The following is a 23,972-nucleotide window of genomic DNA, read 5'->3' as shown; positions in this document are numbered from 1 at the left end:
GCGTGGGAGGAACGTGGATGACGAGGAGCCTGATCGTCGCCGGACTGTGGGTGGCCGGGATCGCGCTGGCGGCGGCCGCCGTCGCCGCCGGGTGGGGGTGGTGGATCCCGGCGGCCGTCCTGCTTGCCCTCGCGCTGGTCGGGACGTGGGACCTGCTGCAACCGCGGCACAGCATTCTGCGGAACTATCCGGTGCTTGGGCATGCCCGCTTCCTGATGGAGAAGATCCGCCCGGAGATCCAGCAGTACTTCATCGAATCCGCCACGGACGGCAAGCCGTTCGACCGGGAGACCAGGGACCTGGTGTACGAGCGGGCGAAGGGAACCAAGGACGACGAACCGTTCGGCACCGAACGGGACGTGCACGCACCGGGCTACGAGTTCATGACCCATTCGCTGCGCGCCCGGCACGCCACCGAACTCGCGCCGACGGTCCGGATCGGCGGGCCGCACTGCACCCGGCCCTACGACATTGCGCTGCTGAATGTTTCGGCGATGAGCTTTGGGTCGCTGTCCGGGAACGCGGTCGAGGCGATGAATGCGGGCGCGGCCCGCGGCGGCTTCGCGCACGACACCGGGGAGGGCGGGATCAGCACCCACCACCGCAAGCACGGCGGCGACCTGATCTGGGAGATCGGGTCCGGCTACTTCGGCTGCCGCACCCCCGACGGCGACTTCGACCCGGAGGCGTTCGCCGCGAAGGCGGTCGACCCGCAGGTCAAGGCGATCTCGATCAAGTTGTCGCAGGGCGCGAAACCCGGCCTCGGCGGCGTCCTTCCCGGCGCGAAGGTGTCCGCGGAGATCGCGGAGGCCCGCGGTGTCCCGATCGGCCGCACGGTCGTCTCGCCGCCCGCGCACACCGCGTTCGGCACCCCGACCGAACTGGTCGACTTCATCACCACCCTGCGCACCCTGTCCGGCGGCAAACCGGTCGGGTTCAAGCTGTGCGTCGGGGCCCGCACCGAGTTCCTGTCGATCTGCAAGGCGATGCTCGACCGCGACATCGCCCCGGACTTCATCATCGTGGACGGGTCGGAGGGCGGAACGGGCGCGGCGCCGGTCGAATTCGAGGACCACATGGGCATGCCGCTGACCGAGGGCCTGATGCTGGTGCACAACGCGCTGGTCGGCACCGGGCTGCGGGACCGCATCCGGATCGGCGCGTCCGGGAAGGTCGCCAGCGGCAGCGACATCGTCAAGCGGATCATCCAGGGCGCCGACTTCACGATGGCGGCCCGCGCGATGATGTTCGCGGTCGGCTGCATCCAGGCACAGGCCTGCCACACCAACCACTGCCCGGTCGGTGTCACCACGCAGGATCCGGCGCGGGTCCGGGCGTTGGTGGTGGCGGACAAGGCGACCCGGGTGCGCAACTTCCAGCGGTCGACGGTGGCCAGCGCGGCGCAGATGGTGGCGTCGATGGGCCTGGACGGGTTCCACGAGCTGCGGCCGTCGATGCTGAACCGGCGGGTCGACGCGCACACCACGAAGACGTACGCCGAACTGTACGAATGGCTGCAGGACGGGGAGCTGCTCGACGATCCCCCGCAGAGCTGGCGCACCGACTGGATCGACGCGGGCCCCGACCGATTCTGAGGTCCCGCGGTCGGTTTCTCCACCGGGCGGCGGCGGCACCCGACCCCTAATGTGAGGCGGGACACATCCGCTCCCGGAGGGAGGCCCGCCATGACGACGGCAACGAGTCCCGGCACCCCGAGCGCCGACCCGAACGTCGAGTACCTGTACACCGACCCGGCGCTTCCGCCGGTCGGCGTCGTCGACCGGACCCCGATCACCCCGGCGAAGAAGCTGATCTTCGCCGCGATCGGCGTGCTCGGCGCGGTCGCCTGGTCGATGATCGCGATCGTCCGCGGCGAGTCGGTGAACTCGGTGTGGTTCGTGATCGCCGCGGTGTGCACGTACCTGATCGCGTACCGGTTCTATGCCCGGCTGATCGAGAACCGGATCGTCAAGCCCCGCGACGACCGCGCGACGACGGCGGAGGTGCTCGAGAACGGCAAGGACTACATGCCGACGGACCGTCGGGTGCTGTTCGGCCACCACTTCGCCGCGATCGCCGGGGCGGGTCCGCTCGTCGGTCCGGTGCTTGCCGCGCAGATGGGGTACCTGCCCGGCACCATGTGGATCATCATCGGTGTCGTTTTCGCTGGCGCGGTGCAGGACTTCCTCGTGCTGTGGATCTCGTCGCGCCGCCGCGGCCGCAGCCTCGGTCAGATGGCCCGCGAGGAACTCGGCGTGGTCGGCGGCGTCGCCGCCCTGATCGGCGTCTTCGTCATCATGATCATCATCATCGCGGTGCTGGCACTGGTGGTGGTCAATGCGCTCGCCGAGAGCCCGTGGGGCGTGTTCTCGATCGCGATGACCATCCCGATCGCCCTGTTCATGGGCGTCTACCTCCGCTACCTGCGCCCGGGGAAGGTGTCCGAGGTGTCGCTGATCGGGGTGGTCCTGCTGCTGCTGGCCATCATCGGCGGCGGCTGGGTCGCCGACACCGAGTGGGGAACGGACTGGTTCACCCTGTCCAAGGTCACCATCGCCTGGTTGATGATCGCCTACGGCTTCGCCGCCTCGGTGCTGCCCGTGTGGCTGCTGCTCGCCCCCCGCGACTACCTGTCGACGTTCATGAAGATCGGCACCATCGCGCTGCTCGCCGCCGGAATCCTGGTGGCGCAGCCCGCGATCCAGATGCCGGCGATGACCGAGTTCGCGAAGAACGGCGAGGGGCCTGCGTTCGCGGGATCGCTGTTCCCGTTCCTGTTCATCACGATCGCCTGCGGCGCACTGTCCGGGTTCCATGCCCTGATCTCGTCCGGCACCACCCCGAAGCTGCTGGAGAAGGAGCGGCAGACCCGGATGATCGGGTACGGCGGCATGCTCACCGAGTCGTTCGTTGCGATCATGGCGCTGGTCACCGCCTGCATCCTCGACCAGCACCTGTACTTCGCGCTGAACGCCCCCGCCGCCCTCACCGGCGGCACCGCCGAGTCCGCACCCGACTACCTCAACGGCCTCGGGCTCCCCGGCAACGACATCACCGCGGCGCAGCTGAACGCGGCAGCCGAGGCCGTCGGCGAGGAGTCGATCGTTTCCCGCACCGGCGGCGCCCCCACCCTCGCGTTCGGCATGTCCGAGGTGATGCACCAGGTGATCGGCGGCGAATCGTTGAAGTCGTTCTGGTACCACTTCGCGATCATGTTCGAGGCGCTGTTCATCCTCACCACCGTCGACGCGGGCACCCGCGTCGCCCGGTTCATGCTCTCCGACTCGCTCGGTAACTTCGGCGGCGCGGCGCGGCGGTTCAAGGACCCGTCCTGGCGTCCCGGCGCCTGGCTGTGCTCGGCGATCGTCGTCGGCCTGTGGGGCGGGGTGCTGCTGATGGGCGTGACCGACCCGCTCGGCGGCATCAACACCCTGTTCCCGCTCTTCGGCATCGCGAACCAGTTGCTCGCCGCGATCGCGTTGACCGTCGTCCTTGTCGTGGTGATGAAGAAGGGCCTGTTCCGGTGGGCGTGGATCCCGGCGATACCGCTGGTGTGGGACCTGGTGGTCACGATGACCGCGTCCTGGCAGAAGATCTTCTCCGACGTCCCCGCGATCGGGTACTGGGCGCAGTACAACGCGTTCCGGGAGGCACGGGACGCGGGCCAGACCTCCTTCGGTACCGCGAAGTCCCCGGAGGCGATCGACGCCGTCATCCGCAACACCTTCATCCAGGGCACGCTGTCGATCGTGTTCGCGGTGCTGGTGCTGATCGTCGCGGTCGTCGGACTGCTCGTGTGCATCAGGGCGTATCGGGCGGGCGGACTGCCCGACACCGAGGCGCCCGCGGTGCCGTCGACGATCTTCGGTCCTGCCGGCTTCGTCCCGACCAGGGCCGAGCGGCAGATCCAGCAGGAGTGGGACACGCTCATCGCGGAGGGCAAGGTCCGAGCCCCCGGCGCGGCGCACACGACGGGACACCACTGATGCGCGGGCTGGGGCGCGGCGTGCTGTGGTGGATCACGTCGCTGATGGGCGACCACGACTACCAGCGGTTCGTCGCGCACCGGCGGCGCGCGCATCCGGGCGCACCGGTCCCCACCGAGCGCGAGTACTGGCGCGAGCGGCACGCCGCCGCCGACCGGAACCCGGGCGCCCGCTGCTGCTGACGCCAGCCGTGACGGCCGATTTCCGCTAGCGCGGGGGCGGGTCGGACTGCCACGCTGGAGCCATGAACCTCGACTTCGACCGGTGCTACCGGGCCGTCTCGTCGCGGGACCCGCGCTTCGACGGACAGTTCTACACCGCCGTCCGCACCACCGGGATCTACTGCAGGCCGTCCTGCCCGGCGATCACCCCGAAGCGGGCGAACGTCACCTTCCTGCCCACCGCCGCAGCCGCCCAGCAGGCCGGGTACCGCGCGTGCCGCCGCTGCAGGCCCGACGCCGCCCCCGGCTCACCGCAGTGGAACGTCCGCTCCGACCTCGCCGCCCGCGCGATGCGACTGATCGGCGACGGCGCCGTCGAACGGGACGGCGTCACCGGACTGTCCGCCGCCCTCGGGTACTCGTCCCGCCAGCTCACCCGGACCCTGACCGCCGAACTCGGCGCGGGCCCGCTCGCGCTGGCGCGGGCCCACCGCGCCCACACCGCGCGCCTGCTGATCGAGACCACCGCGATCCCGATGTCCGACATCGCGTTTGCGGCGGGCTTCGCCAGCATCCGGCAGTTCAACGACACCATCCGGGAGGTATTCGCCGCGACCCCGACCAGGATGCGGGCGGACGCCGCCCGCCGCGGATCGGCACCGGCACCGGCGGGCAGCGTGTCGCTGCGGTTGCCGTACCGCCCGCCGCTCGACCGACACTGGATGGCCTGGTTCCTGTCCGGGCACGCGGCGGCGGGCCTGGAGTCGTGGTCCGGCGGCAAGTACCGACGGGTGCTGCGACTGCCGCACGACGTGGGGGTGGCCGCGGTGCGGTTCCGCGACGGCCACGTCCGCGCCGACCTGACGCTGCGCGACATGCGCGACCTCGCCCCCGCCGTCGCCCGGCTCCGGCACCTGCTCGACCTGGACGCGGACCCGCGGGCCGTCGACGACGCCCTCGGCGGCGACCCCGGGCTCGCCGGGGCGGTCGCCGCCGCACCGGGGATCCGGGTGCCCGGCTGCATCGACCCGGGAGAACTGCTGCTGCGCACCATGATCGGGCAGCAGATCTCGGTCGCGGCCGCGGCGACCCACACCGCAAGGCTGGTGACCGAACTCGGCGAGCCGATCACCGACCCGCACCTGACGCACGCCTGGCCCACCGCGGCCGCGGTCGCCGAACGGGGACGCGAGATACTCACCGGGCCCGCCTCCCGGGTCGACGCGATCGTCGCGGTGGCTGGCGCGCTCGCGGACGGATCACTGTCATTGCACGGCGGTCGCACCGCGGCCGACCTGCGCGCGGACCTGCTCTCCCACCGGGGCATCGGGCCGTGGACCGCCGACTACGTCACCATGCGCACCCTCGCCGACCCCGACGTGCTGCTCGACACCGACCTCGTCGTCCGCCGCGGCGCTGCGGCCCTCGGCATTCCGCTCACCGTGCCGGACCGGTGGGCGCCGTGGCGCTCGTACGCGTCGATGCACCTGTGGCGCACCGCGCTCACGGCCCGCGGCAGCATCCCGACCACCCCGACCCTCGACCCGAAGGACCCCCGATGACCGCCGCACACAGCACCGTGACCACCCCGGCCGGACCGTTCACCGCCATCGTCGACGGGGACGGCGCGGTCCTCGCCTCCGGGTGGACCGACGACGCGGACACCCTCCTTGCCCTGATCCACCCGGCGCTGCGCCCACCCGGCACCGCAGCCCGCCCCGACCTCGGGCCGGTCACCCGAGCCGTTGCCGACTACCACGCGGGCGACCTGACCGCGATCGACCCGATCCCCGTCGCGCAGCGGTCGGGCGAGTTCCTCGAGTCGGCGTGGCGGGTGCTGCGGAAGGTGCCCGCCGGCGATCCGGTGACCTACACCGAGTTCGCCGCGCTCGCAGGCCGACCGGCCGCCGTCCGCGGCGCGGCGTCCGCGTGCGCCCGCAACGCCGCAGCCCTGTTCGTGCCCTGCCACCGGGTGATCCGGGTCGGCGGCGGGCTCGGCGGCTTCCGCTGGGGATTGCCGACGAAGCGCTGGCTCCTCTCCCACGAGCGGACCGCGGGGTAGATTCGGCCGCGTGCCCCAGGACGAACCGACCGTCAGCGAGACGCCCATCACCACCGGCCCGACGCCGCGGCGGCACCGGTTCCGCGACCGCGGTGAGGTGATCGGCGCTGGCGGCCTGTGGCTTGCCAAGTGGTCGCTGTGCCTGGTCGCGATCGCCGCGGGCGCGTGGGTGGTGTGGGCGGTGCTCGGCCAGCTGTGGGTGGTGGTGCTGCCGGTGCTGATGGCGATCGTGGTGTCCACGGTGCTGTGGCCCCCGACCCGGGGGATGGTGCGCCGCGGCATCCCGCCCGCCGCCGCGGCCGGGATCACCCTCGCCGGGTTCATCGCCGTCTTCGCGGGCATCGTCGCGTTGATCGTGCCGTCCGTCGTCGACCAGGCCCCGGAACTGGCGAACAAGGCCAGCGACGGGCTGCGGCAGGTGCAGGAGTGGGTCAAGGGCCCGCCGTTCAACCTGGGCGACGACCAGATCGACTCCGCGGTGCAGGCGGTCATCACGAAGATCCAGGAGAGCGCCCAGTCCATCGCGACCGGCGTGTTCAGCGGCGTCAGCGCGACCGCGTCGATGCTGATCGCCCTGTTCCTGGTGCTGGTGCTGACGTTCTTCTTCATCAAGGACGGGCCCCGGTTCCTGCCGTGGCTGCACTCGGTGAGCGGCGGCCGCGCGGGCAGGCACTTCGAGGCGGTCGCGGTGCGGGTGTGGGACACCCTCGGCGGCTTCATCCGGACGCAGGCGCTGGTCAGCTTCGTCGACGCGTTCTTCATCGGCCTCGGGTTGGTGGTCCTCGGGGTCCCGCTGGCACCGGTGCTCGCGGTGCTGACCTTCCTCGGCGGCTTCATCCCGATCGTCGGCGCGTTCGTCGCCGGCGCGCTGGCCGTGCTCGTCGCGCTGGTCGCGAAGGGCTGGACCACCGCCCTGATCGTCCTGCTCATCGTGCTCGCGGTGCAGCAGCTGGAGGGCAACGTCCTGCAACCGGTGCTGCAGTCCCGCAGCATGAACCTGCACGCCGCGATCGTGCTGCTCGCGGTGACCGGGGGCAGCTCCCTGTACGGCATCGTCGGCGCGTTCCTCGCGGTCCCGGTCGCCGCGTGCGTCGCGGTGGTGATCCGCTACATCGGTGAACAGGTCGACCGGAAGCTCGACGACGGTGACCCCGCGCCCGATCGCCCCGCCGCGCCGCGGGATGCGGAGGGCGACGAACCGGGTCCGGCGGGCGACCCGCGCCCGGTGGTGGCGGATCCGCGGTAGCGGCTATCCCGACGGCGATGCGCGCGGGCCGCGCTACGCGACGACCTCCAGGGTGGATCCGGCCCGGCCGCGCAGCACGTGCAGCCGGCTCGGGATCCGCTGCCGCATCTCGTCGACGTGGCTGACGATCCCGACGACCCGGCCACCCTCACGCAGTTCGTCGAGCACCCCCATCACCGCCTCGAGGGTGTCCGCGTCGAGGGTGCCGAACCCCTCGTCGATGAACATGGTGTCCAGGACGAGGCCCCCGGATTCGGCGGCGACGACGTCCGCCAGGCCGAGCGCCAATGCCAGTGACGCCAGGAACGACTCGCCGCCGGAGAGGGTCTTCGCGGAGCGCACCACGCCGGTGTAGTCGTCCCGGATGTCGAGGCCGAGACCGCCCCGCTTGCCGCGCGGGCCCGCGCCGTCCTCGTGCACGAACTCGTAACGGCCACCGGACATTCGGCGCAGTCGCACCGACGCCGACAGCGCGACCTCCTCGAGCCGGGCGGCGAGGACGTACGAGCGCAGCGACATCTTGCGCGCGTTCTGCCCGCGGCCGGCGATGACCTCGGCCAGCGCGGCCAGTTCCTCGTACCGGCGCAGCGCGGGGCCGAGCGCGGCGACCTCGTCGGTCAGGGCCAGCGCATAGTGTTCGACCTTCGCGGCGCGGGCGTCCGCGGTGGTCGCCGCCGCGGCTGCCGCGTCCCTGCCCTCCCTGGCTGCCGCGTCCGCGGCCTCCGCGGCGGGCACATCCGCGGGACCGAGGCGGACCGCCTCAACCACCGCCGGATCGGCGAGGACTGCCTCGGACAGCAGCCGTTCCTCGGCCGCGGCGGCGAGAATTGCGTCGATCTCCGCGATCCGCTCCCCGGTCCGCGCCGCCGACCGGGCGTCGGGCAGGTCCACGAACCCCGCGTCGGAGGACGCCCGTGCGGCCCGATCCGCCGCGTCCGCCGCCGCGACCGCGGCGCTCGCCGCGGCGGCACGCTGGTCTCGCAGTGCGGTGGCCGCGTCGGCGAGTGCCCCGAGGCGGTCGTGCCTGGCCTGCAGGTCGGACTCGCCGCCGATCGCGTCCTCGACGGCCCGGTCCAGCTCGGCGAGCCGCGCCGCACCGTCCGCGATCCGCTGTTCCAGTGCCGCGAGATCGGCGGACAGCCGCTGCGCCCGGGCCGCCAGGTCCTCGCTCTCCGCGCGCAGCCGCGCCACCGCCGCCTCCGCCGTCGCCAGGGTGGCCGCCGTTGCCTCGGCCGCGGACCGCGCCGCGTCCGCCGCGGTCGCTGCGGCGGCCAGCGCGTCCGCGTCGGCGTCCCCGACCCGGTCGGCGAGCACCCCCGCCGTGCGATCCAGGTCGGCCAGCGCGGCGGTCGCGGCCTCGAGTTCCCCGGCGCGGGTCTGCTCGACCACGCGGGCGTCGTCCTCGTCGGACTTGGACACGGCATCCGCGGCCGGACGGGCGGGTGTCGGATGCTCGTCGGAGCCGCACACCGGGCAGGGCGCCGCGGTCGCGAGTCCGGCCGCCAGTTCCGCGGCCATCCCCGCGATCCGCTGCTCGCGCACCGTCGCCAGCACCTCACGCGCATCCAGGTGGGTGTCGCGGGCCCGCCGATGCCGGTCGGCGGCCGCGGCGCGCCGGGCCCGCACCCGGCCGAGTTCCCGTGCCGCGGTGAGGCGTTCCCGGGTCGCCTCGCACTGCGTCGTGAGGGCGGGCAGCGACGCCGCGGCGGCACGGGCCCGCATCAGCTCCGCGTCGGCCCGCTCCACCTCGGCGGGAATCTCGGCTCGCCTCGACTCGAGAGTGGCTGTGGCCGTGATCAGTTCGTCGCGTCGGACGTGTGCGGCGTCCTGGTCCCGCCGCGCCGATCGGCGCTGTTCGTCCCGTCGGATCAGCTCACCGAGCCGTGCGACCTCGGCACTCCAGCCCCGCACCGCCGCGGCCAACACCTGCGCGTCGTCCGGCGCCGCAGGCCAACTGACCCGCTCGAGCAGCGCCGCGCCCTCCGGCTCCCGCCGCACGACGCTGGCGAGGTCCTCGGTGCGGGCCCGTTCCCGACCCGCGACGCCCGCGGCAGCCACCGCGAGCTCCTCCGCGGTCGCCACCGGCACCGCGCGGACCGCCCGGTCCCGTTCCGCGGCGAGCAGCTCCCGCGCCGACTGCCCGGTAGCGAGCTCGGCGAGCCGGGCCTTGGCCCGGGCCGCGCGGTCCTGCGACTGCCGCACCTCCCTGGCGCGGCCAAGGGCGTGCTCGGTTCGCTCCGCCGTCGCCCGCGCGGTCGCCAACACGGTGGAGGCGGCGTCCGCGGCCTCCCGCGACTCGTCGACCAGCCTGCCCGCCCACGCCACCGGATCGGCGTCGGCTCCCGCCTCGATGCCCGCCGCCGCCGACACCTGCGCCGCGATCCGGTCGACCGTCGTCTTGGTGCCGGACACCGCCGCCTCCGCCTCGCGTCTGCGCTCCGCGAACCACTCCTCGACGGTGGCGAACCGGCCCGTGTCGAACAGCCGTTCCAGGAGCACTCCCCGCTCCTCGGTGTCCGCCCGCAGGAACCGCGCGAAGTCGCCCTGTGGGAGCAGGACGACCTGGAAGAACTGGTCCGCGCTCATCCCGAGCAGCCGGCCGACCGCGTCACCGATCTCGTCGAGACGGGTCAGGTTCTCACCGCGCCCGTCGAGCCACTCGAGGGTGGCCTTGGCGTTCTCCTTGGTGGTGCCGGTGCCGCGCAGCTTCGGGCGCTGGTATTCGGGGCTGCGGGTGATCCGCAGTCGCCTGCCGCCGATCGTGGCCTCGAGCACCACCCGCGGCGGCGTGCCCGGTGCCGCGTGATCGGACAGCAGTCGCTTGCCCTCCTGCCTGGCTCCGGGCACCCGCCCGTACAGGGCGAACGCGACCGCGTCGAGGATCGTGGTCTTGCCGGCGCCGGTCTGCCCGTGCAGCAGGAACAGCCCGTCCGCGCCGAGTTCGTCGAAGTCGACGGTCACGGTGTCCCCGAACGGCCCGAATGCGGTCACCTCGAGGTCGTGCAGCCTCACGCGACGGACTCCGCGTCGCGGTCGTGGCCGCCGGAGGACCGGCCGTCGACCTCCCGGTCCGCGGCACCGAGCGCCCGCTCCACCCAGCGCAGCTCGCCGGGCGTCGGCTCGGCGCGCACGTCGGTCAGGAAGCTGGCAACGATCTCCCGATCGGTCCGTCCGCGCACCTTGTCCCGGTACTTGAGGTCCGAATCATCCTGCGGTCTCACCCATTCCAGGTGGACCAGGTGCGGGAACCGTCCCCGCAGGACCCGCATCGCATCGACCGGTCGCACCCGGTCGGTGAGCACGGCGGAGACGTAGTCGTCGGTCGCCGCCGCGAACGCGTCGTCGGTGAGCAGGTCCTCGACGGTGCCGGTCACCTGACTCAGGCCGCGCACCACCGGAAGATCGTGCCGCTCGACCGCGGCGAGCCCGTCGGCGTCGAGGTCGACGATCCACACCGCCTTCCGGTGCGACCGTTCCCCGAACGAGTACGGCAGCGGCGAGCCGGAGTAGCGCACCCGGTCCGTCAACGTCTGCGGCGAGTGCAGGTGCCCCAACGCGACGTAGTCGACCCCGTCGAACGCGGATGCGGACACCGTCTCCACCCCGCCGACCGAGATCGACCGCTCCGATCCCGTCGCCTCCGCGCCGACCACGAACGCGTGCGCGAGCACCACCGACCGGGCCGCGGCACCGGTCGCGGCGCGGGCAGCGAGATCCGCGCGGACGCGGGCCATCGCCGCGTCCAGGATGTCGGCGTGCGTCCGCGCCGCCGGGACCCCGAGCTCCGCGCGGGTGGTCTCCGGTTCCAGGTAGGGGATGCCGTAGAACGCGACGGGCCCGTGCTCGTCGCTCAGCAGGACCGGCGCCGCCACGTCGGCGACCCGCGTCAGCAGGTGCAAACCCCCGGCCGCCGCGAACGCCGCGCCAGCACCGAGCCGCGCGGGCGAGTCGTGGTTCCCCGACGTCGCGACGATCACCGCACCGGCGGCGCGGATTGCCTCGAATCCCCGGTTGCACACCGTGACGGCGTCCGCGCTGGGGACGGCCCGGTCATAGACGTCCCCGGGCACCACCACCACCTCCACCCGGTGCTCGGCAACCAGCCCCGCGATCGCGGCGAGCGCCGCGGCCTGGTCCGCCAGCAGGTCCACACCGTGGAAGGTGCGGCCGACGTGCCAGTCGGAGGTGTGCAGGATTCGCATGAGGCGACCGTAGACGAGGGCACCGACATCGACGCCCGGCCGGGGTCGCGGCGGAGATCGTTCCCACACGCGGTCCCACCGACGCCGGGTTCGGACCACGAGCCGCTAGTGTCTAGGCGTGTCTGCAACCCAACGCGCTCGATCCGGGGTGCCGCTCGCGCAGCGATCGGCGTTGCCCACCCTCCCGGGCGTGCCGGCCTGGGGCGCCGTCCTGATCGCGGCCGCGTCCGCCCTGCTCGGGATCGTCATCGACGCCGTCCGCGGCAGCGAACTGACCGCGACCTTCTCCGTGTTCTTCTTCCTCGGCTGCCTGGCCGCCGTCCTCGCCGTCCGCAACCGCGGCCTGTTCACCGCGATGATCCAGCCCCCGCTGATCCTCGTGGTCGCGGTGCCGCTCGCGTACCAGCAGTTCACCCCCGGCGGGGGCGGCATCAAGGATCTGCTGTTCAACGTCGCGATCCCGCTGGTCAACCGGTTCCCGCTGATGCTGACGACCACGCTCGTCGTGCTCGCGGTCGGGGCGGGCCGGATGTACATCCGGCACCAGGCGGCCGGCGTCGTCGCCCGGCCTGCGCGACGCACCGGCGAGCGCCGGACCGAGCCGAAGCGGACGGCACCGGACCGCCGCCCCGCCGCCGACGTGGACGACGACCGTCAACCCGACGAGCACCGCGCCGAGGACCAGCGGTCCCGCCCGACACGGGATCGACGGCCGGGTCGCGGCACCGATCGGCCCGCGGATCCGGTCCGCCCGGCCCATGCGACGGGCAGCTTCCCGACCGGCCGCTACCCGGCCCGCGGCGGGCACGACGAGGCCTCGGAGGAACGAACCGAGTCCTTCGACCGCCCGCAGCCATACGCGGGCCCCCGGGACCGGGTGCCACCCCACGACCAGGACCGGCACGTCAGGCCGGACCGGGCACCCGGATACCGGCACGACACCGCCCCGGCGACCGCGTCGTTCCCGGGACCGCGCCCGGCACCGCACGCCGAGCGCCGCGCCCAACGACCCGATCCGGACGTCCCCGTGCACCCGGTCCCGCAGGTGCGGTACCGGGACCGGGACGACGCCAGGCAGGACCCCCCGTACCGCTACCGCTGAGCGGGCTTGCGCAGCTCGCGGGGCAGGGAGAACACCAGCGTCTCGTTCGCCGTGGTCACCGTCTGCACGTCACCGAATCCGTGCTCGGCGAGCAGGTCGAGCACGCCGCTGACCAGGATTTCCGGCACCGACGCGCCGGAGGTGACGCCGACCGTGCGCACCCCGTCCAACCAGGTCGGGTCGATCTCGCGGGCGTAGTCGACCAGGTACGACGCCGTCGCCCCCGCACCGAGCGCCACCTCGACGAGGCGCACCGAGTTCGACGAGTTCCGGGACCCGACGACGATGACGAGGTCGCATTCCGGGGCCATCGCCTTGACCGCGACCTGCCGGTTCTGGGTGGCGTAGCAGATGTCGTCGCTCGGCGGGTCCTGCAGCTTCGGGAACTTCTCCCGCAGTCGGGCCACCGTCGCCATCGTCTCGTCGACGCTCAGCGTCGTCTGGGACAGCCAGATGACCTTGTTCTCGTCCCGGACCGTGACGGCGTCCACGGACTCGGGGCCGTCCACCAACTGCACGTGGTCGGGCGCCTCACCGGCGGTGCCCTCGACCTCCTCGTGCCCCTCGTGACCGATCAGCAGGATGTCGAAGTCGTCGCGGGCGAACCGCTTCGCCTCCTGATGGACCTTGGTCACCAGCGGGCAGGTCGCGTCGATGGTGTGCAGGCTGCGGGCCTCCGCCGCCTCGTGCACGGCCGGGGAGACACCGTGCGCGGAGAACACCAGCACCGACCCCTCCGGCACCTCGTCGGTCTCGTCGACGAACACCACGCCGCGCTCGGAGAGGGTGTCGACGACGTGCCGGTTGTGCACGATCTCCTTGCGCACGTAGATCGGCGCGCCGTGCTTCTCCAGCGACCGCTCCACCGTTTCCACCGCGCGATCGACGCCCGCGCAGTAGCCGCGCGGCTCGGCGAGCAGGACCCGCTTGCCACTCACCGTGGACGACGTGCCGGTGCCGGCGATTCCCAGATTCAGGGGGACAGCAGATGACATGCCTCCAGGGTACGGGTGGCGGCCCGCCGCGACCCGCCCAGCCGGGCGGGGCGTGCCCGGCTACCAATTGCCGCGTCGGTAGGGCACCCTGGGACCATGTTCCGTCCCCCATTCGCGGCCCGGGTGGCTGCCGGCATCGCGGTCACCCTCGTCGAAGAGGTGCAGAAGCTTCCGACCACCGCGGTCACCCTGCCGATGACCGCGATCTCCTCGATGCTGCAGACGGGCATGCAGGTGCAGCAGACCGTCACCGCCCTCGCCATCAAGGGGGACGAGGCGCTGGCCGGGTTGTTCCCGCAGTCCGAGGAGCAGCCCACCTGGGCGACGTTCGACGAGGACGCCGCACCGGCCGCTGCGTCCGACGGCGCCGGGCGGCCCGCACCGTCCGCGCCTGCGAATCAGGGCCGGTTCGAGCTGTATTCGATGTCGCCCGCGGAGCCGGCCCCCGCGCCAGCGGCCGATGCGGCGCCCGGCGGCGCCGCGTCGGCGGCCGCGGACGGCGACCGCGCCGAGATCGTCGACTACCTGGACTACGACAACCTCACCCTCGCCCAGCTGCGGGCCCGGCTGCGGACCCTGTCCGTGGAGGAACTGACCGCGCTGCTCGACCACGAGAACGGCACCCGGAGCCGGGCCCCGTTCCAGACGATGCTCGGCAACCGGATCACCTCCGCCACCGCCAAGTGACCGCGGCCAGCCCCACCCCGTCGACCGCCCGGCCGTCCGCGCAGACGTCGAACTCGGCGGAGAATCCATGGCCGGTCCGATCGGTGTCGACCAAGGTCGCGGCCTGGATCGACCGGCTCGGCAGCATCTGGGTCGAGGGCCAGATCACCCAGATCAACGTCCGGCCCGGCACCAGGACCGCGTTCCTGGTGCTCCGCGACCCGTCCGCGGACATGTCCCTGTCGGTGACCTGCTCCCCGAACCTGATCCGGGACAGCCCGATCCCGTTGACCGAGGGCACCCGCGTGGTGATGTTCGGGAAACTGTCGTTCTACACCGGGCGCGGCACCGTCTCGCTGCGGGTGACCGAGATCCGGCCCGTCGGGATCGGGGAGCTGCTCGCCCGGATCGAACGGCTCCGCGGCCTGCTCGCCGCGGAGGGCCTGTTCGATCCGCGGCTCAAGCGCCCGCTGCCGTTCCTGCCCCGCACGATCGGGCTGATCACCGGCCGGGCGAGCGCCGCCGAGCGGGATGTGCTCAGCGTCGCGGGGGCCCGCTGGCCCGCGGTGAACTTCGCCGTCCGCAACACCGCCGTCCAGGGTCCGACCGCGACCGCGCAGATCGTCGCCGCGCTCGCCGAACTGGACGCCGACCCCGACGTCGAGGTGATCGTCCTCGCGCGCGGCGGCGGCAGCGTCGAGGACCTGCTGCCGTTCTCCGACGAAACGCTGTGCCGGGCGATCGCCGCAGCGACCACACCGGTGGTCAGCGCGATCGGACACGAGCCGGACAGCCCGCTCTGCGATCTGGTCGCGGACGTGCGCGCGGCGACACCGACCGACGCGGCGAAGCGGGTGGTTCCCGACGCGGCCGCCGAGCAGGCCCTGGTCGCGGAGTTCCGGGCCAGGGGCGCGGCCGCGCTGCGGAACTGGGTGGCGAGGGAGGCCCGCGCCCTCGCCGACCTGCGCAGCAGGCCGGTGCTGGCCGACCCGCTGGCCGCCGTGGATCGGCGGGCCGAGGAGGTGACCCGGCTCCGGGATGCGGCGCGTCGGGACATCCGGTGGCTCGTTGACGGGCAGGGCACCATCCTCGGGCACATGGCGGCGCGGTTGACCACCCTCGGCCCGGCCGCCACCCTCGCCCGCGGCTACGCGGTGGTGCAGCGGGTGGTGCCGGGATCGGATCCGGAGGTGCTCAGGTCGGTCGAGGACGCACCGCCGGGGACGCAGCTGCGGGTGCGGGTCGCGGACGGCGCGGTGATCGCGGCAACGATGGGCAGGGACAAGGCAGGAGAGCAGAAGTGAACGAACCGGTGTCCGAACTCGGCTATGAGGCCGCCCGCGACCAGCTCGCGGAGGTGGTCAAGCTGCTCGAGCAGGGTGGGCTCGACCTCGACCACTCGCTGGCACTGTGGGAGCGCGGCGAGGCGCTCGCCACCCGGTGCGAGGAGCACCTCGCGGGCGCGCGGGCCCGGGTGGAGAAGGCCCTCGCGCACACCGAGGATTCCTAGGGATCGATCGGCTGGGCCTGGCCGACCGCGGTCGCCAGGTCACCGAACTCCTCCGCGGTGCCGCTGCCGGTGATCAGGACCCGGGCATCGGCGAGGTCGGCCACCCAGATCGGTTCGCTGCCCTCCTCGGCGAACTGCACCCAGGAGGTACCCGCGAAGGTCTCGGCGCCTGCCGCGGCCCGTGGTGCGCCCGCGACCCACTCCACCAGGGCCTGCTCCGCGGCATTCGACTGGCTGAGCTGCACGTAGCGGCCCGCGTCGGTGATGTAGCCGACGGTGCTGACGTCGCCGCCCGCGTCACCGCTGACCGTGCCGCGGCTGCCGGAGTTCGGCTGCCAGGAGTCGGGCACCGCGGGGTTGCGGACCGGGAAGCCCAGTTCGGCGGCGTCGAACGTCAACGCGGTGTCGATGTCGAACTGCGGAACCGGCCCGGCGGTCGGGCCGCCAGGGCTGAACGAACACGATTGTGCGACCGCCGCGATCACGATCGCGAACAGGGCGAGGGGAATCAGCGACCAGATGATGTCGCGATTGTCCTGCAGATACCGGGGTTTCTTGCCAGCCACGTGGTCGAGTATCCCAGCACAGCGCGCGGTGGCGGCGATCGGGACCACCGACGAAACCCTTACGCAAAGTTACATACATGTGATTGGTTATCCGACCATGAGCCTTCGCAGACGACTCCCCCGGCCGCATCGTCTGGTGCTGGCGTGCGCCGGCCTGGCGCTCGCCGCCGCCGCGACCGCGCTGCCCGCCGCCGCGGCCCCGCGCGCTGCGGTCGACCTCGGCTACCACGACCTGCTCGATCTGGTCCCGGCCAACGCCGACGCCGAGTTGCCGGGCGGGCTGGATCCGAGACTGCCCACGGACTCCCGAACCCTCGATGCCGCGGTCGACGCGGCCCGAGCCGACGGCCTTCCGCCCGCCCGCTACGCGGCCCTGCTCCACCAGTACTGGCTGGCCAGGGGTGCCGAGGCCGCCGGCATCGACCTCGGCGCCTGGGATCCCGGCACCGGGTTCCTGGCGAACGCGGACCTGGTGAACCGCGTGTACGCGAACTACGGCAGGTACCAGCGGGAGCGCGACGAACTGAACTGGGCGGGCATGGCCGGGATGGCAGGCGCCTCGTTCACCGCCGGTTTCCTGGACATCGACACGGGCCGGGTCGTGCTGTCGGTCGAGGCGGTGCACCGGATCGGCGAGGCGGTCGCTGCTGCGGTCGGCGCGCTGCCGGTCGGCGTCGCCGCCGGCCTGCCCGCGGACGTGCGGGCGCTCGCCACCGTCGCGCCCACCCTCACCGCCGACGACCTGGACTGGTACCAGCGGCGGCTGCTGGTGATGCAGAAGCACATCTACTTCGACATGGTGCCGATGCACGAGGCGTACCTGAACGGGGGATTCCCCGCGATCGAGGAGATGCGGGCGGCCGGGCTGTTCGACGACAACACCGCGGCCGCCTGGGACGCGATCCGGACCGGCACCCCCGCGGGGCGCGCGGACGCGGTGCTGCGGATGGCGGACCGTGAACAGAACACGATCGTCGCCGACCAGTGGGACGCGACCGCGCGCGGGCGGGACGGCGCAGGCCGGGTGCTCGCGTACCTGACCACCGTCGCCGCGCAGCCGTCGATTCCCGGCACCCGAGCACCGGGCGTCTTCGCACCGCTCACCGCGCACGCGACGGTGGCCGACGGGTCAGGCGTCCGGGTGCAGGCCCCGCTGCCCGACTTCAACTGGGCCGACCGGGGCCCGCGGTGGCGGTACATCGCCGACGACACCGCGCCCGCCTACCAGCGCCTGGCCGAGCAGCGACCCGAGCAGGTTGACGCGCTGCTGGGGCAACCGTTCGCGGAGTTCGCCGACCGGCAGCGGATGGTGTCCCGCGCACCCGCCCTGGTTCGGGACCTGACCTCGGGATGGTCGGTGGTCCGGGAGCCGTAGACCGGAGCGGGGCGATCCGGGCGCGGGATGAGATAATTGCGCGGCGCGATCTGCTTCGCGCCACAGCCGGAACACCAGGGCGGCCCCCGCGTCGCCAGCAAGGAGACACCGCCGATGACGGCCAACACGAGTCACCGCGAGGCACCGGACCGCAACCTCGCCCTCGAGTTGGTGCGGGTGACCGAGGCGGCGGCCATGGCCGCGGGCCGCTGGGTCGGGCGGGGCGACAAGGAGGGCGGCGACGGTGCCGCCGTCGACGCGATGCGCCACATGGTCAGCTCGGTCTCGATGCAGGGTGTCGTCGTCATCGGTGAGGGCGAGAAGGACGAGGCCCCGATGCTGTACAACGGCGAGGAGGTCGGCAACGGCGACGGCCCGCTGTGCGACGTCGCGGTCGACCCGATCGACGGCACCACGCTGATGAGCAAGGGCGCGCCCGGCTCGATCGCGGTGCTCGCGGTCTCCGAGCGCGGTGCCATGTTCGACCCGTCGGCCGTGTTCTACATGGACAAGATCGCGGTCGGCCCCGAGGCCGCCGACGTGATCGACCTGGCGGCGGGCGTCGCGGAGAACATTCGTCGGGTCGCGAAGGCGAAGAACCGCGCCGTCTCCGACACCACCGTGACGATCCTCGACCGTCCCCGGCACGCCGACATCATCCGCGAGATCCGGGACACCGGTGCCCGGATCCGACTGATCTCCGACGGCGACGTCGCGGGCGCGATCGCAACGGCCCGCCCGGATTCCGGGGTCGACATGCTGCTCGGCATCGGCGGCACCCCCGAGGGCATCATCGCCGCAGCGGCAATGCGCTGCATGGGCGGCGCGCTGCAGGGCAGGCTGGCCCCGAAGGACGACGAGGAGCGCGCGAAGGCGATCGCCGCGGGCCACGACCTGGACCGGGTGCTGCGCACCGAGGAACTGGTCACCGGCGAGAACATCTTCTTCTGCGCGACCGGCGTCACCGACGGCGAACTGGTCAAGGGTGTCCGCTACTACGGCGGCGGCGCGACGACGCAGTCGATCGTGATGCGGTCGAAGTCCGGCACGGTCCGGATGATCGAGGCCTACCACCGCCTCGAGAAGCTGCACGAGTTCTCGTCGATCAACTTCGACGGCGTCGACGGCGCCAACCCGCCCCTCCCCTGATGTAGGCGCTGCGCGCCTGTGAGTCCTTTTGGCCCCTACCGGGGCCAAAAGGACTCACAGGCGGCGGAGCCGCTTGGGTGGCAAGCTTGGCGGCATGGCTGAGAACAGCGAACCGCGGTTCCGTATCGAGCACGACACGATGGGCGAGGTCCGGGTTCCGGTCGACGCCCTCTGGCGTGCCCAGACCCAGCGCGCGGTGGAGAACTTCCCGATCTCGGGGCGCGGTCTCGAGCGGGCGCAGATCCGGGCGCTCGGCCTGCTCAAGGCGGCCTGCGCGCAGGTAAACCACGACCTCGGGCTCCTCGACGGCGGCCGGGCCGCCGCGATCGTCGCCGCCGCGACCGAGATCGCCGACGGCCGCCACGACGACCAGTTCCCGATCGACGTGTTCCAGACCGGGTCCGGGACGAGCTCCAACATGAACGCGAACGAGGTGATCGCGTCCATCGCCCTGGCGAACGGTGTGGACGTCCACCCGAACGATCACGTCAACATGTCGCAGTCATCGAACGACACCTTCCCGACCGCAACCCACCTTGCCGCGACCGAGGCGGCGGTCCGGGAGCTGATCCCGGCGCTCGACCATCTCCGGCTGGCGCTGGTGGACAAGGCGACCGAGTGGCGGACCGTGGTGAAGTCGGGGCGCACCCATCTGATGGACGCGGTCCCGGTGACCCTCGGTCAGGAGTTCGGCGGGTATGCCCACCAGGTCGAGGCGGGCATCGAGCGGGTCGTTGCGGCTCTCCCCCGGCTCGGCGAGCTGCCGATCGGCGGCACCGCCGTCGGCACCGGGCTCAATGCCCCGGACGGCTTCGGCCCGAAGGTCGTTGCACAGCTGGTGACCTCGACCGGGATCGACGCCCTGTCCCCGGCCCGGAACAGCTTCGAGGCGCAGGCGGCGCGGGACGGCCTCGTCGAGGCGTCCGGTGCGCTGCGCACGATCGCGGTGTCGCTGACGAAGATCGCCAACGACATCCGCTGGATGGGCTCGGGTCCGCTGACCGGTCTCGGCGAACTCCACCTGCCGGATCTACAGCCCGGCAGCTCGATCATGCCGGGCAAGGTGAATCCGGTTCTGCCGGAGGCGGTCACCCAGGTCGCGGCGCAGGTCGTCGGCAACGATGCGACCGTCGCCTGGTGCGGCGCCGCCGGCGCCTTCGAGCTCAACGTGTACATCCCGGTGATGGCCCGCAACATTCTGGAGTCGATCCGGTTGCTGGCCAACGTGTCCCGACTGTTCGCCGACCGGTGCGTCGCGGGGCTGGTCGCGAACACCGAGCACCTGCGTAGGCTCGCGGAGTCGTCCCCGTCGATCGTGACGCCGCTGAACTCGGCGATCGGCTATGAGGAGGCCGCCGCGGTCGCGAAGGAGGCGCTGCGGGAGCGGAAGACGATCCGGCAGACGGTCATCGACCGCGGACTGGTCGGCGACGGACTGTCCGAGGAGGAACTGGACCGCAGGCTCGACGTGCTCGCGATGGCGAAGGTCCCGCCGCAGCGGTAGCACCCCGGCAGCCCACCCGCTCCGGTCAGGCGGCCGGGTCGTACGCCCACACCGACACCCAGTCGACGAGCAGGTTGCCGTTGCTGGTGCCGTTGCCGTTGGTCTCGGTCTGCAACTGCCAGCGCATCGGCGTCGACGGCACCCAGGCCGTGCTGTCGAGGACCACCCGGTCGTCGAGCAGGTAGCGGATCCGGCCGGGCGACCATTCGATCGTGTACGTGTGCCAGTCGGTGAACCGGGCGCCGATGTCCGCGGCGACGTCCTGACACCCGCCGACGCACGACCCGGCGCCGGAGTAGTGGTGGAAGCCGCCGACGGTGCCGGCAAGGCCACCCTCGGGGAAATCGAATTCGCCGTCGGCCGGCCACCGCTCGGACTGCGGCCACAGCAGCCAGGCGACGTAATACTCGTTCAGGTTCGGATTATCGACCTTGAATCGCGCGGAATAGCGGCCGTAGGTTTGATATTGGCTCGCCCCGTCGATCAGCGGGGACGGATTCGCACCGGCCGGAACCCCGTTCACCGGGCGCAGATGAAAATTCATCACACCGTTCCCGACGCTGAGCACCTGGTCCGGTCGATAGGGCCGCTTCTGATAGGTGTCCAGATAGCAGCTGGGATAGGTGCGCCACTTCTGGCCCTCGGCCCCGGTGTAGACGATGCGGTCCGGCTCGCAGGCGTTCGCCCAGCTTCCGACCGCGGCGTCCCTGGTGAAGTCGTCGACGAAAATCTGCCGCCAGCCAGGGCGATTACCGCGGGGTGCGGCAACACCCGACGGCGCGGTCGGTGCGGGGGTCGCGACGTCGGTTCCGGGCGACGGCGAGGCAACGGACCCGGGGAAGGCCCCCGCCTGCGGCACGCCGACGGCCGCGCCTGCCGCCGCGGCGACGGCGAGGGACAGCAGGCACCGGGTCACCCGGCCCGATGTCGACGCCCGCGCACGGGTACGGGTGACCTCTCGAATGGATCCGGTTTCGCGCACACGACTTCGAACCATGTGGTTCCCCATTCACGACAAAGAGCGATGAGCGGGTGGTTCGCATGCGATGCCCGAGAAATGTTCTCGAATCCGACGCTAGCACGGTGCATTACGAATTTCCGGGCAGGCGCGACCAGACATGCGGGGAGCGGCCGCGCAGTCGGGTGACCCTGGCGCCCCCACGGTCGCCGCGGTGCGCCTAGACTCCCGAGCGACATCGGAGAAGTAAGGGAAGGCAAACCTGTGCGAGTGGTGGTCACCGGCGGTGCCGGGTTCATCGGGTCGACGCTGGTCGACCGGCTACGCGGTGACGGCCACCGGGTACTCGTCGTCGACAACCTGAGCCGCGGCCGGGAGCACAACCTCGCCGCCGCACTCGCCGCCGACGGCGTCGACCTCGAACTCCTCGACGTCCGGCACGACGACATCGACCGCATCTTCGGGACGTTCGCGCCCGAGGTGGTCTTCCACCTCGCCGCACAGATCGACGTCCGGCGCAGCGTCGCCGACCCGGTCGCGGACGCCGAAACCAACGTCATCGGCACGCTCCGCGTCGCCGCGGCGGCCGTGCGCGCGGGGGTCCGCAAGATCGTCTTCACCTCGTCGGGCGGATCGATCTACGGAGCCCCCGCGACACTCCCGGTCTCCGAACAGGTTCCGGTGCGGCCCGCCTCGCCGTACGCGGCGGGCAAGGTCGGCGGCGAATACTACCTCGACAGCTTCCGCGTCCTGCACGGCCTGGACTGCTCCCACATCGCCCCCGCCAACGTCTACGGCCCGCGTCAGGATCCGTACGGCGAGGCGGGAGTGGTGGCAATCTTCGCGCGCGAGATGCTCGCCGGCCGGCCGACCACCCTGTTCGGCGATGGCGGCAACACCCGCGACTACGTGTACGTCGACGACGTCGTCTCGGCGATGGTCGCCGCGTCCGGGTCCGCCGGGTCGGGTCTGCGGTTCAACATCGGCACCGGCGTGGAGACGAGCGATCTGGAACTCAACCGCCTCGTCGCCCGCGCCACCGGCACCACGGTGGACCCCCTGTGGAAACCCGCGCGTCCCGGCGACGTCCGGCGGTCCGCGCTCGACGCGGGCCAGGCGTGCCGCATCCTCGGCTGGCACCCCACGGTCGGGCTCGCCGAGGGCATCGCCCGCACGGTCGCCCATTTCCGCGAGTTGGGCGTGAGCCGACCGGTCGCCGTCTGAGGTGTCCGTGACCGACCGTTCCACCGTCCGGGTCGGCCACCTGGACGTGATGCACAGCCGCACCCGGATCACCGCGATCATCGGGCCCGTCGAGCTGCCCCCGGTCGACGTCGTCGCCGACCGCCTCGCCGCGATGGCCGCGGTCGGTCCCAACGCCCGGCTGGGTCTGCACCCGTCGCCGGTGTCGAACCGGTGGACGTTCGACCCCGCCGCACACCGGCCCACGGTCCGGCGCGTCGCGCCCCCGCGCTCACCGATGGACCTGTACGACCCCGAGCCCGACGCCGCCGCGCCCGCACCCGAACCCGACGACCATCGCCCGCGTCCGACGAGCATCATCCTCGCCGGCGACTACCTGCGCACCGATCACAGTCACGGCCTCGGCGAGGTTGCCCTCGCGCTCGCGATGCACGGCGTGATCCTGGGGACGATCGACCCGACCGACCCGAACGTGTGGCGTCCGTCGGGTCGCCGCGGCAGCGGAATCGCGGCGGCAGCGGCGCGGACCTACGGGACCGACCCGCGACGGCTCTTTGCGTTGCGCAGTGCACTGCACCGGCGCCCGGAATCGGCACCGCCCGAGACGATTCCGTGGATCCCCGCCCGCTCGGGGGCCGCGGCGACGATGCCGCCCGAGACGGTGGCGCGGCTGCGCGCCTGGCGGGACGGCAACGACCCGAGCGTGTCGATGTTCGCGGTGATCGCGGCGGCGCTGCACCGCGGGCTGGCCGCGTCGGGCATCGAGATCGACGACGTCGTGACCGTGACCCTCGACGCCCGCCGCTACCTACCGAAGGGCCGTGTCCCGCTCGGCAACTTCGTGTCCGGGCTGGAGTTTGACCTCGGCCGCGCACCGACCCCGCGCCGGATCCACCGGGCCAGCGCGGGCGCGACGGCGTCGGGTCGCCCGGTGGCGAACCTGGCACTGAACGCGGCCCGGACCCGCGTCGGCCTGCGCACCGGACGGCAGGCCGACACGCGGTGGGACCGCCCGCGCCACCCCCGAGCCCGGCTGCTGTTCTCCAGCCTTGGCGTCGTCCCCCGCACCGGACGCGTTCCGTGGCGGGACACCGCGGCGCCGTTCTACGCGGCGCACAACGATCCGACCGGACCCGACGGCATCACCGTCACCTGGGCGATCGTCGAGGGCGCGGTCATCGCGTCGGCCTCGTTCCACGGCAACGTCTTCCCGCGCGCGCAGGTCCAGGAAGGCCTGACACGGGCGGTCACCGATCCACTCGCCCTGCTCACCTGACCCGATTCCGC

General features: G+C 72.5%; 20 protein-coding genes. 15 read left to right on the top strand and 5 right to left on the bottom strand.

Annotated features, from left to right (window positions below):
- The first annotated feature begins 17 nt into the window (after nt 1-17).
- The 6 genes from ACFWPA_RS04140 (at nt 18) to ACFWPA_RS04115 (ending at nt 7,455) form a co-directional block, all read left to right on the top strand.
- Nucleotides 18-1,595, top strand: coding sequence for an FMN-binding glutamate synthase family protein (locus ACFWPA_RS04140; protein ID WP_378505780.1), 1,578 nt, complete (start codon nt 18-20; stop codon nt 1,593-1,595).
- A gap of 90 nt (nt 1,596-1,685) precedes the next feature.
- On the top strand, nt 1,686-3,986 hold the full coding sequence (locus tag ACFWPA_RS04135; RefSeq protein WP_378505779.1) for a carbon starvation CstA family protein: 2,301 nt from the start codon (nt 1,686-1,688) through the stop codon (nt 3,984-3,986).
- Nucleotides 3,986-4,168: a YbdD/YjiX family protein gene (locus ACFWPA_RS04130; protein WP_378505778.1), complete on the top strand. Its 183-nt coding sequence runs from the start codon at nt 3,986-3,988 to the stop codon at nt 4,166-4,168. Before ACFWPA_RS04135 ends, ACFWPA_RS04130 begins: the two co-directional genes overlap by 1 nt.
- A gap of 62 nt (nt 4,169-4,230) precedes the next feature.
- Nucleotides 4,231-5,709: a DNA-3-methyladenine glycosylase 2 family protein gene (locus ACFWPA_RS04125; protein WP_378505777.1), complete on the top strand. Its 1,479-nt coding sequence runs from the start codon at nt 4,231-4,233 to the stop codon at nt 5,707-5,709.
- Nucleotides 5,706-6,209, top strand: coding sequence for a methylated-DNA--[protein]-cysteine S-methyltransferase (locus ACFWPA_RS04120; RefSeq protein WP_378505776.1), 504 nt, complete (start codon nt 5,706-5,708; stop codon nt 6,207-6,209). Before ACFWPA_RS04125 ends, ACFWPA_RS04120 begins: the two co-directional genes overlap by 4 nt.
- A 46-nt stretch (nt 6,210-6,255) precedes the next feature.
- On the top strand, nt 6,256-7,455 hold the full coding sequence (locus ACFWPA_RS04115) for an AI-2E family transporter (protein ID WP_378506037.1): 1,200 nt from the start codon (nt 6,256-6,258) through the stop codon (nt 7,453-7,455).
- 33 nt (nt 7,456-7,488) lie between these two features.
- Here the strand turns inward: ACFWPA_RS04115 and ACFWPA_RS04110 are convergent, their stop codons facing one another.
- Both ACFWPA_RS04110 and ACFWPA_RS04105 read right to left on the bottom strand, forming a co-directional pair.
- Complete coding sequence (locus tag ACFWPA_RS04110; RefSeq protein WP_378505775.1) at nt 7,489-10,467, bottom strand: AAA family ATPase; 2,979 nt, start codon at nt 10,465-10,467, stop codon at nt 7,489-7,491.
- Nucleotides 10,464-11,657: an exonuclease SbcCD subunit D gene (locus ACFWPA_RS04105; protein ID WP_378505774.1), complete on the bottom strand. Its 1,194-nt coding sequence runs from the start codon at nt 11,655-11,657 to the stop codon at nt 10,464-10,466. Before ACFWPA_RS04105 ends, ACFWPA_RS04110 begins: the two co-directional genes overlap by 4 nt.
- A 118-nt stretch (nt 11,658-11,775) precedes the next feature.
- On the opposite strand from ACFWPA_RS04105, the gene ACFWPA_RS04100 reads away from it, so the two are divergent.
- Nucleotides 11,776-12,759, top strand: a complete 984-nt coding sequence (locus ACFWPA_RS04100) for a DUF6542 domain-containing protein (protein WP_378505773.1) — start codon at nt 11,776-11,778, stop codon at nt 12,757-12,759.
- Here ACFWPA_RS04100 and ACFWPA_RS04095 read toward each other — a convergent pair.
- Nucleotides 12,750-13,754 (bottom strand): 4-hydroxy-3-methylbut-2-enyl diphosphate reductase, encoded by a 1,005-nt coding sequence (locus ACFWPA_RS04095; protein WP_378505772.1) that lies wholly within the window; start codon nt 13,752-13,754, stop codon nt 12,750-12,752. The genes ACFWPA_RS04100 and ACFWPA_RS04095 overlap by 10 nt on opposite strands.
- Before the next feature lie 96 nt (nt 13,755-13,850).
- Between ACFWPA_RS04095 and ACFWPA_RS04090 the strand changes: the two genes are divergently transcribed.
- From ACFWPA_RS04090 to ACFWPA_RS04080, 3 genes are read left to right on the top strand one after another with little or no spacing between them, the layout of a single operon-like run.
- A complete protein-coding gene (locus ACFWPA_RS04090; protein ID WP_378505771.1) occupies nt 13,851-14,441 on the top strand; it encodes a lipid droplet-associated protein in 591 nt (196 codons plus the stop codon).
- Entirely contained in the window at nt 14,438-15,724 is a 1,287-nt protein-coding gene (xseA, locus tag ACFWPA_RS04085) for an exodeoxyribonuclease VII large subunit (RefSeq protein ID WP_378505770.1), read from the top strand. Before ACFWPA_RS04090 ends, xseA begins: the two co-directional genes overlap by 4 nt.
- Complete coding sequence (locus ACFWPA_RS04080; RefSeq protein WP_378505769.1) at nt 15,721-15,930, top strand: exodeoxyribonuclease VII small subunit; 210 nt, start codon at nt 15,721-15,723, stop codon at nt 15,928-15,930. The genes xseA and ACFWPA_RS04080 overlap by 4 nt, the downstream gene beginning before the upstream one ends.
- Here ACFWPA_RS04080 and ACFWPA_RS04075 read toward each other — a convergent pair.
- Nucleotides 15,927-16,496: a DUF4245 domain-containing protein gene (locus ACFWPA_RS04075; protein ID WP_378505768.1), complete on the bottom strand. Its 570-nt coding sequence runs from the start codon at nt 16,494-16,496 to the stop codon at nt 15,927-15,929. The genes ACFWPA_RS04080 and ACFWPA_RS04075 overlap by 4 nt on opposite strands.
- A 97-nt stretch (nt 16,497-16,593) precedes the next feature.
- On the opposite strand from ACFWPA_RS04075, the gene ACFWPA_RS04070 reads away from it, so the two are divergent.
- The 3 genes from ACFWPA_RS04070 (at nt 16,594) to ACFWPA_RS04060 (ending at nt 20,524) form a co-directional block, all read left to right on the top strand.
- The gene (locus ACFWPA_RS04070; RefSeq protein WP_378505767.1) at nt 16,594-17,871 is read left to right on the top strand and encodes a hypothetical protein; all 1,278 of its coding nucleotides are present in this window, start codon (nt 16,594-16,596) and stop codon (nt 17,869-17,871) included.
- A 114-nt stretch (nt 17,872-17,985) separates the two neighbouring features.
- The gene (gene glpX, locus ACFWPA_RS04065) at nt 17,986-19,020 is read left to right on the top strand and encodes a class II fructose-bisphosphatase (protein ID WP_378505766.1); all 1,035 of its coding nucleotides are present in this window, start codon (nt 17,986-17,988) and stop codon (nt 19,018-19,020) included.
- Nucleotides 19,021-19,114: 94 nt separating this feature from the next.
- Entirely contained in the window at nt 19,115-20,524 is a 1,410-nt protein-coding gene (locus ACFWPA_RS04060; RefSeq protein WP_378505765.1) for a class II fumarate hydratase, read from the top strand.
- A gap of 25 nt (nt 20,525-20,549) precedes the next feature.
- On the opposite strand, the gene ACFWPA_RS04055 is transcribed toward ACFWPA_RS04060, so the two are convergent.
- Complete coding sequence (locus ACFWPA_RS04055; RefSeq protein WP_378505764.1) at nt 20,550-21,440, bottom strand: glycoside hydrolase family 16 protein; 891 nt, start codon at nt 21,438-21,440, stop codon at nt 20,550-20,552.
- A 306-nt stretch (nt 21,441-21,746) separates the two neighbouring features.
- Between ACFWPA_RS04055 and ACFWPA_RS04050 the strand changes: the two genes are divergently transcribed.
- Nucleotides 21,747-22,706, top strand: coding sequence for an NAD-dependent epimerase/dehydratase family protein (locus ACFWPA_RS04050; RefSeq protein WP_378505763.1), 960 nt, complete (start codon nt 21,747-21,749; stop codon nt 22,704-22,706).
- 7 nt (nt 22,707-22,713) lie between these two features.
- Nucleotides 22,714-23,961, top strand: a complete 1,248-nt coding sequence (locus ACFWPA_RS04045; protein WP_378505762.1) for a hypothetical protein — start codon at nt 22,714-22,716, stop codon at nt 23,959-23,961.
- Nucleotides 23,962-23,972: the final 11 nt, after the last annotated feature.

This window comes from Rhodococcus sp. NPDC058505 (genome assembly GCF_042720095.1).
Classification (GTDB): domain Bacteria; phylum Actinomycetota; class Actinomycetes; order Mycobacteriales; family Mycobacteriaceae; genus Rhodococcus_G.
Note: the sequence above shows the minus strand (reverse complement) of the source record. Positions and strands in the feature narration are given on the sequence as shown.

Bases quoted from the DNA above. Each gene is read 5' to 3' on its own strand.
- ACFWPA_RS04140 (WP_378505780.1), top strand. From the start codon at position 18: ATGACGAGGAGCCTGATCGTCGCCGGACTGTGGGTGGCCGGGATCGCG.
- ACFWPA_RS04135 (WP_378505779.1), top strand. From the start codon at position 1,686: ATGACGACGGCAACGAGTCCCGGCACCCCGAGCGCCGACCCGAACGTC.
- ACFWPA_RS04130 (WP_378505778.1), top strand. From the start codon at position 3,986: ATGCGCGGGCTGGGGCGCGGCGTGCTGTGGTGGATCACGTCGCTGATG.
- ACFWPA_RS04125 (WP_378505777.1), top strand. From the start codon at position 4,231: ATGAACCTCGACTTCGACCGGTGCTACCGGGCCGTCTCGTCGCGGGAC.
- ACFWPA_RS04120 (WP_378505776.1), top strand. From the start codon at position 5,706: ATGACCGCCGCACACAGCACCGTGACCACCCCGGCCGGACCGTTCACC.
- ACFWPA_RS04105 (WP_378505774.1), bottom strand. From the start codon at position 11,657: ATGCGAATCCTGCACACCTCCGACTGGCACGTCGGCCGCACCTTCCAC.
- ACFWPA_RS04095 (WP_378505772.1), bottom strand. From the start codon at position 13,754: ATGTCATCTGCTGTCCCCCTGAATCTGGGAATCGCCGGCACCGGCACG.
- ACFWPA_RS04090 (WP_378505771.1), top strand. From the start codon at position 13,851: ATGTTCCGTCCCCCATTCGCGGCCCGGGTGGCTGCCGGCATCGCGGTC.
- ACFWPA_RS04070 (WP_378505767.1), top strand. From the start codon at position 16,594: ATGAGCCTTCGCAGACGACTCCCCCGGCCGCATCGTCTGGTGCTGGCG.
- glpX (WP_378505766.1), top strand. From the start codon at position 17,986: ATGACGGCCAACACGAGTCACCGCGAGGCACCGGACCGCAACCTCGCC.
- ACFWPA_RS04060 (WP_378505765.1), top strand. From the start codon at position 19,115: ATGGCTGAGAACAGCGAACCGCGGTTCCGTATCGAGCACGACACGATG.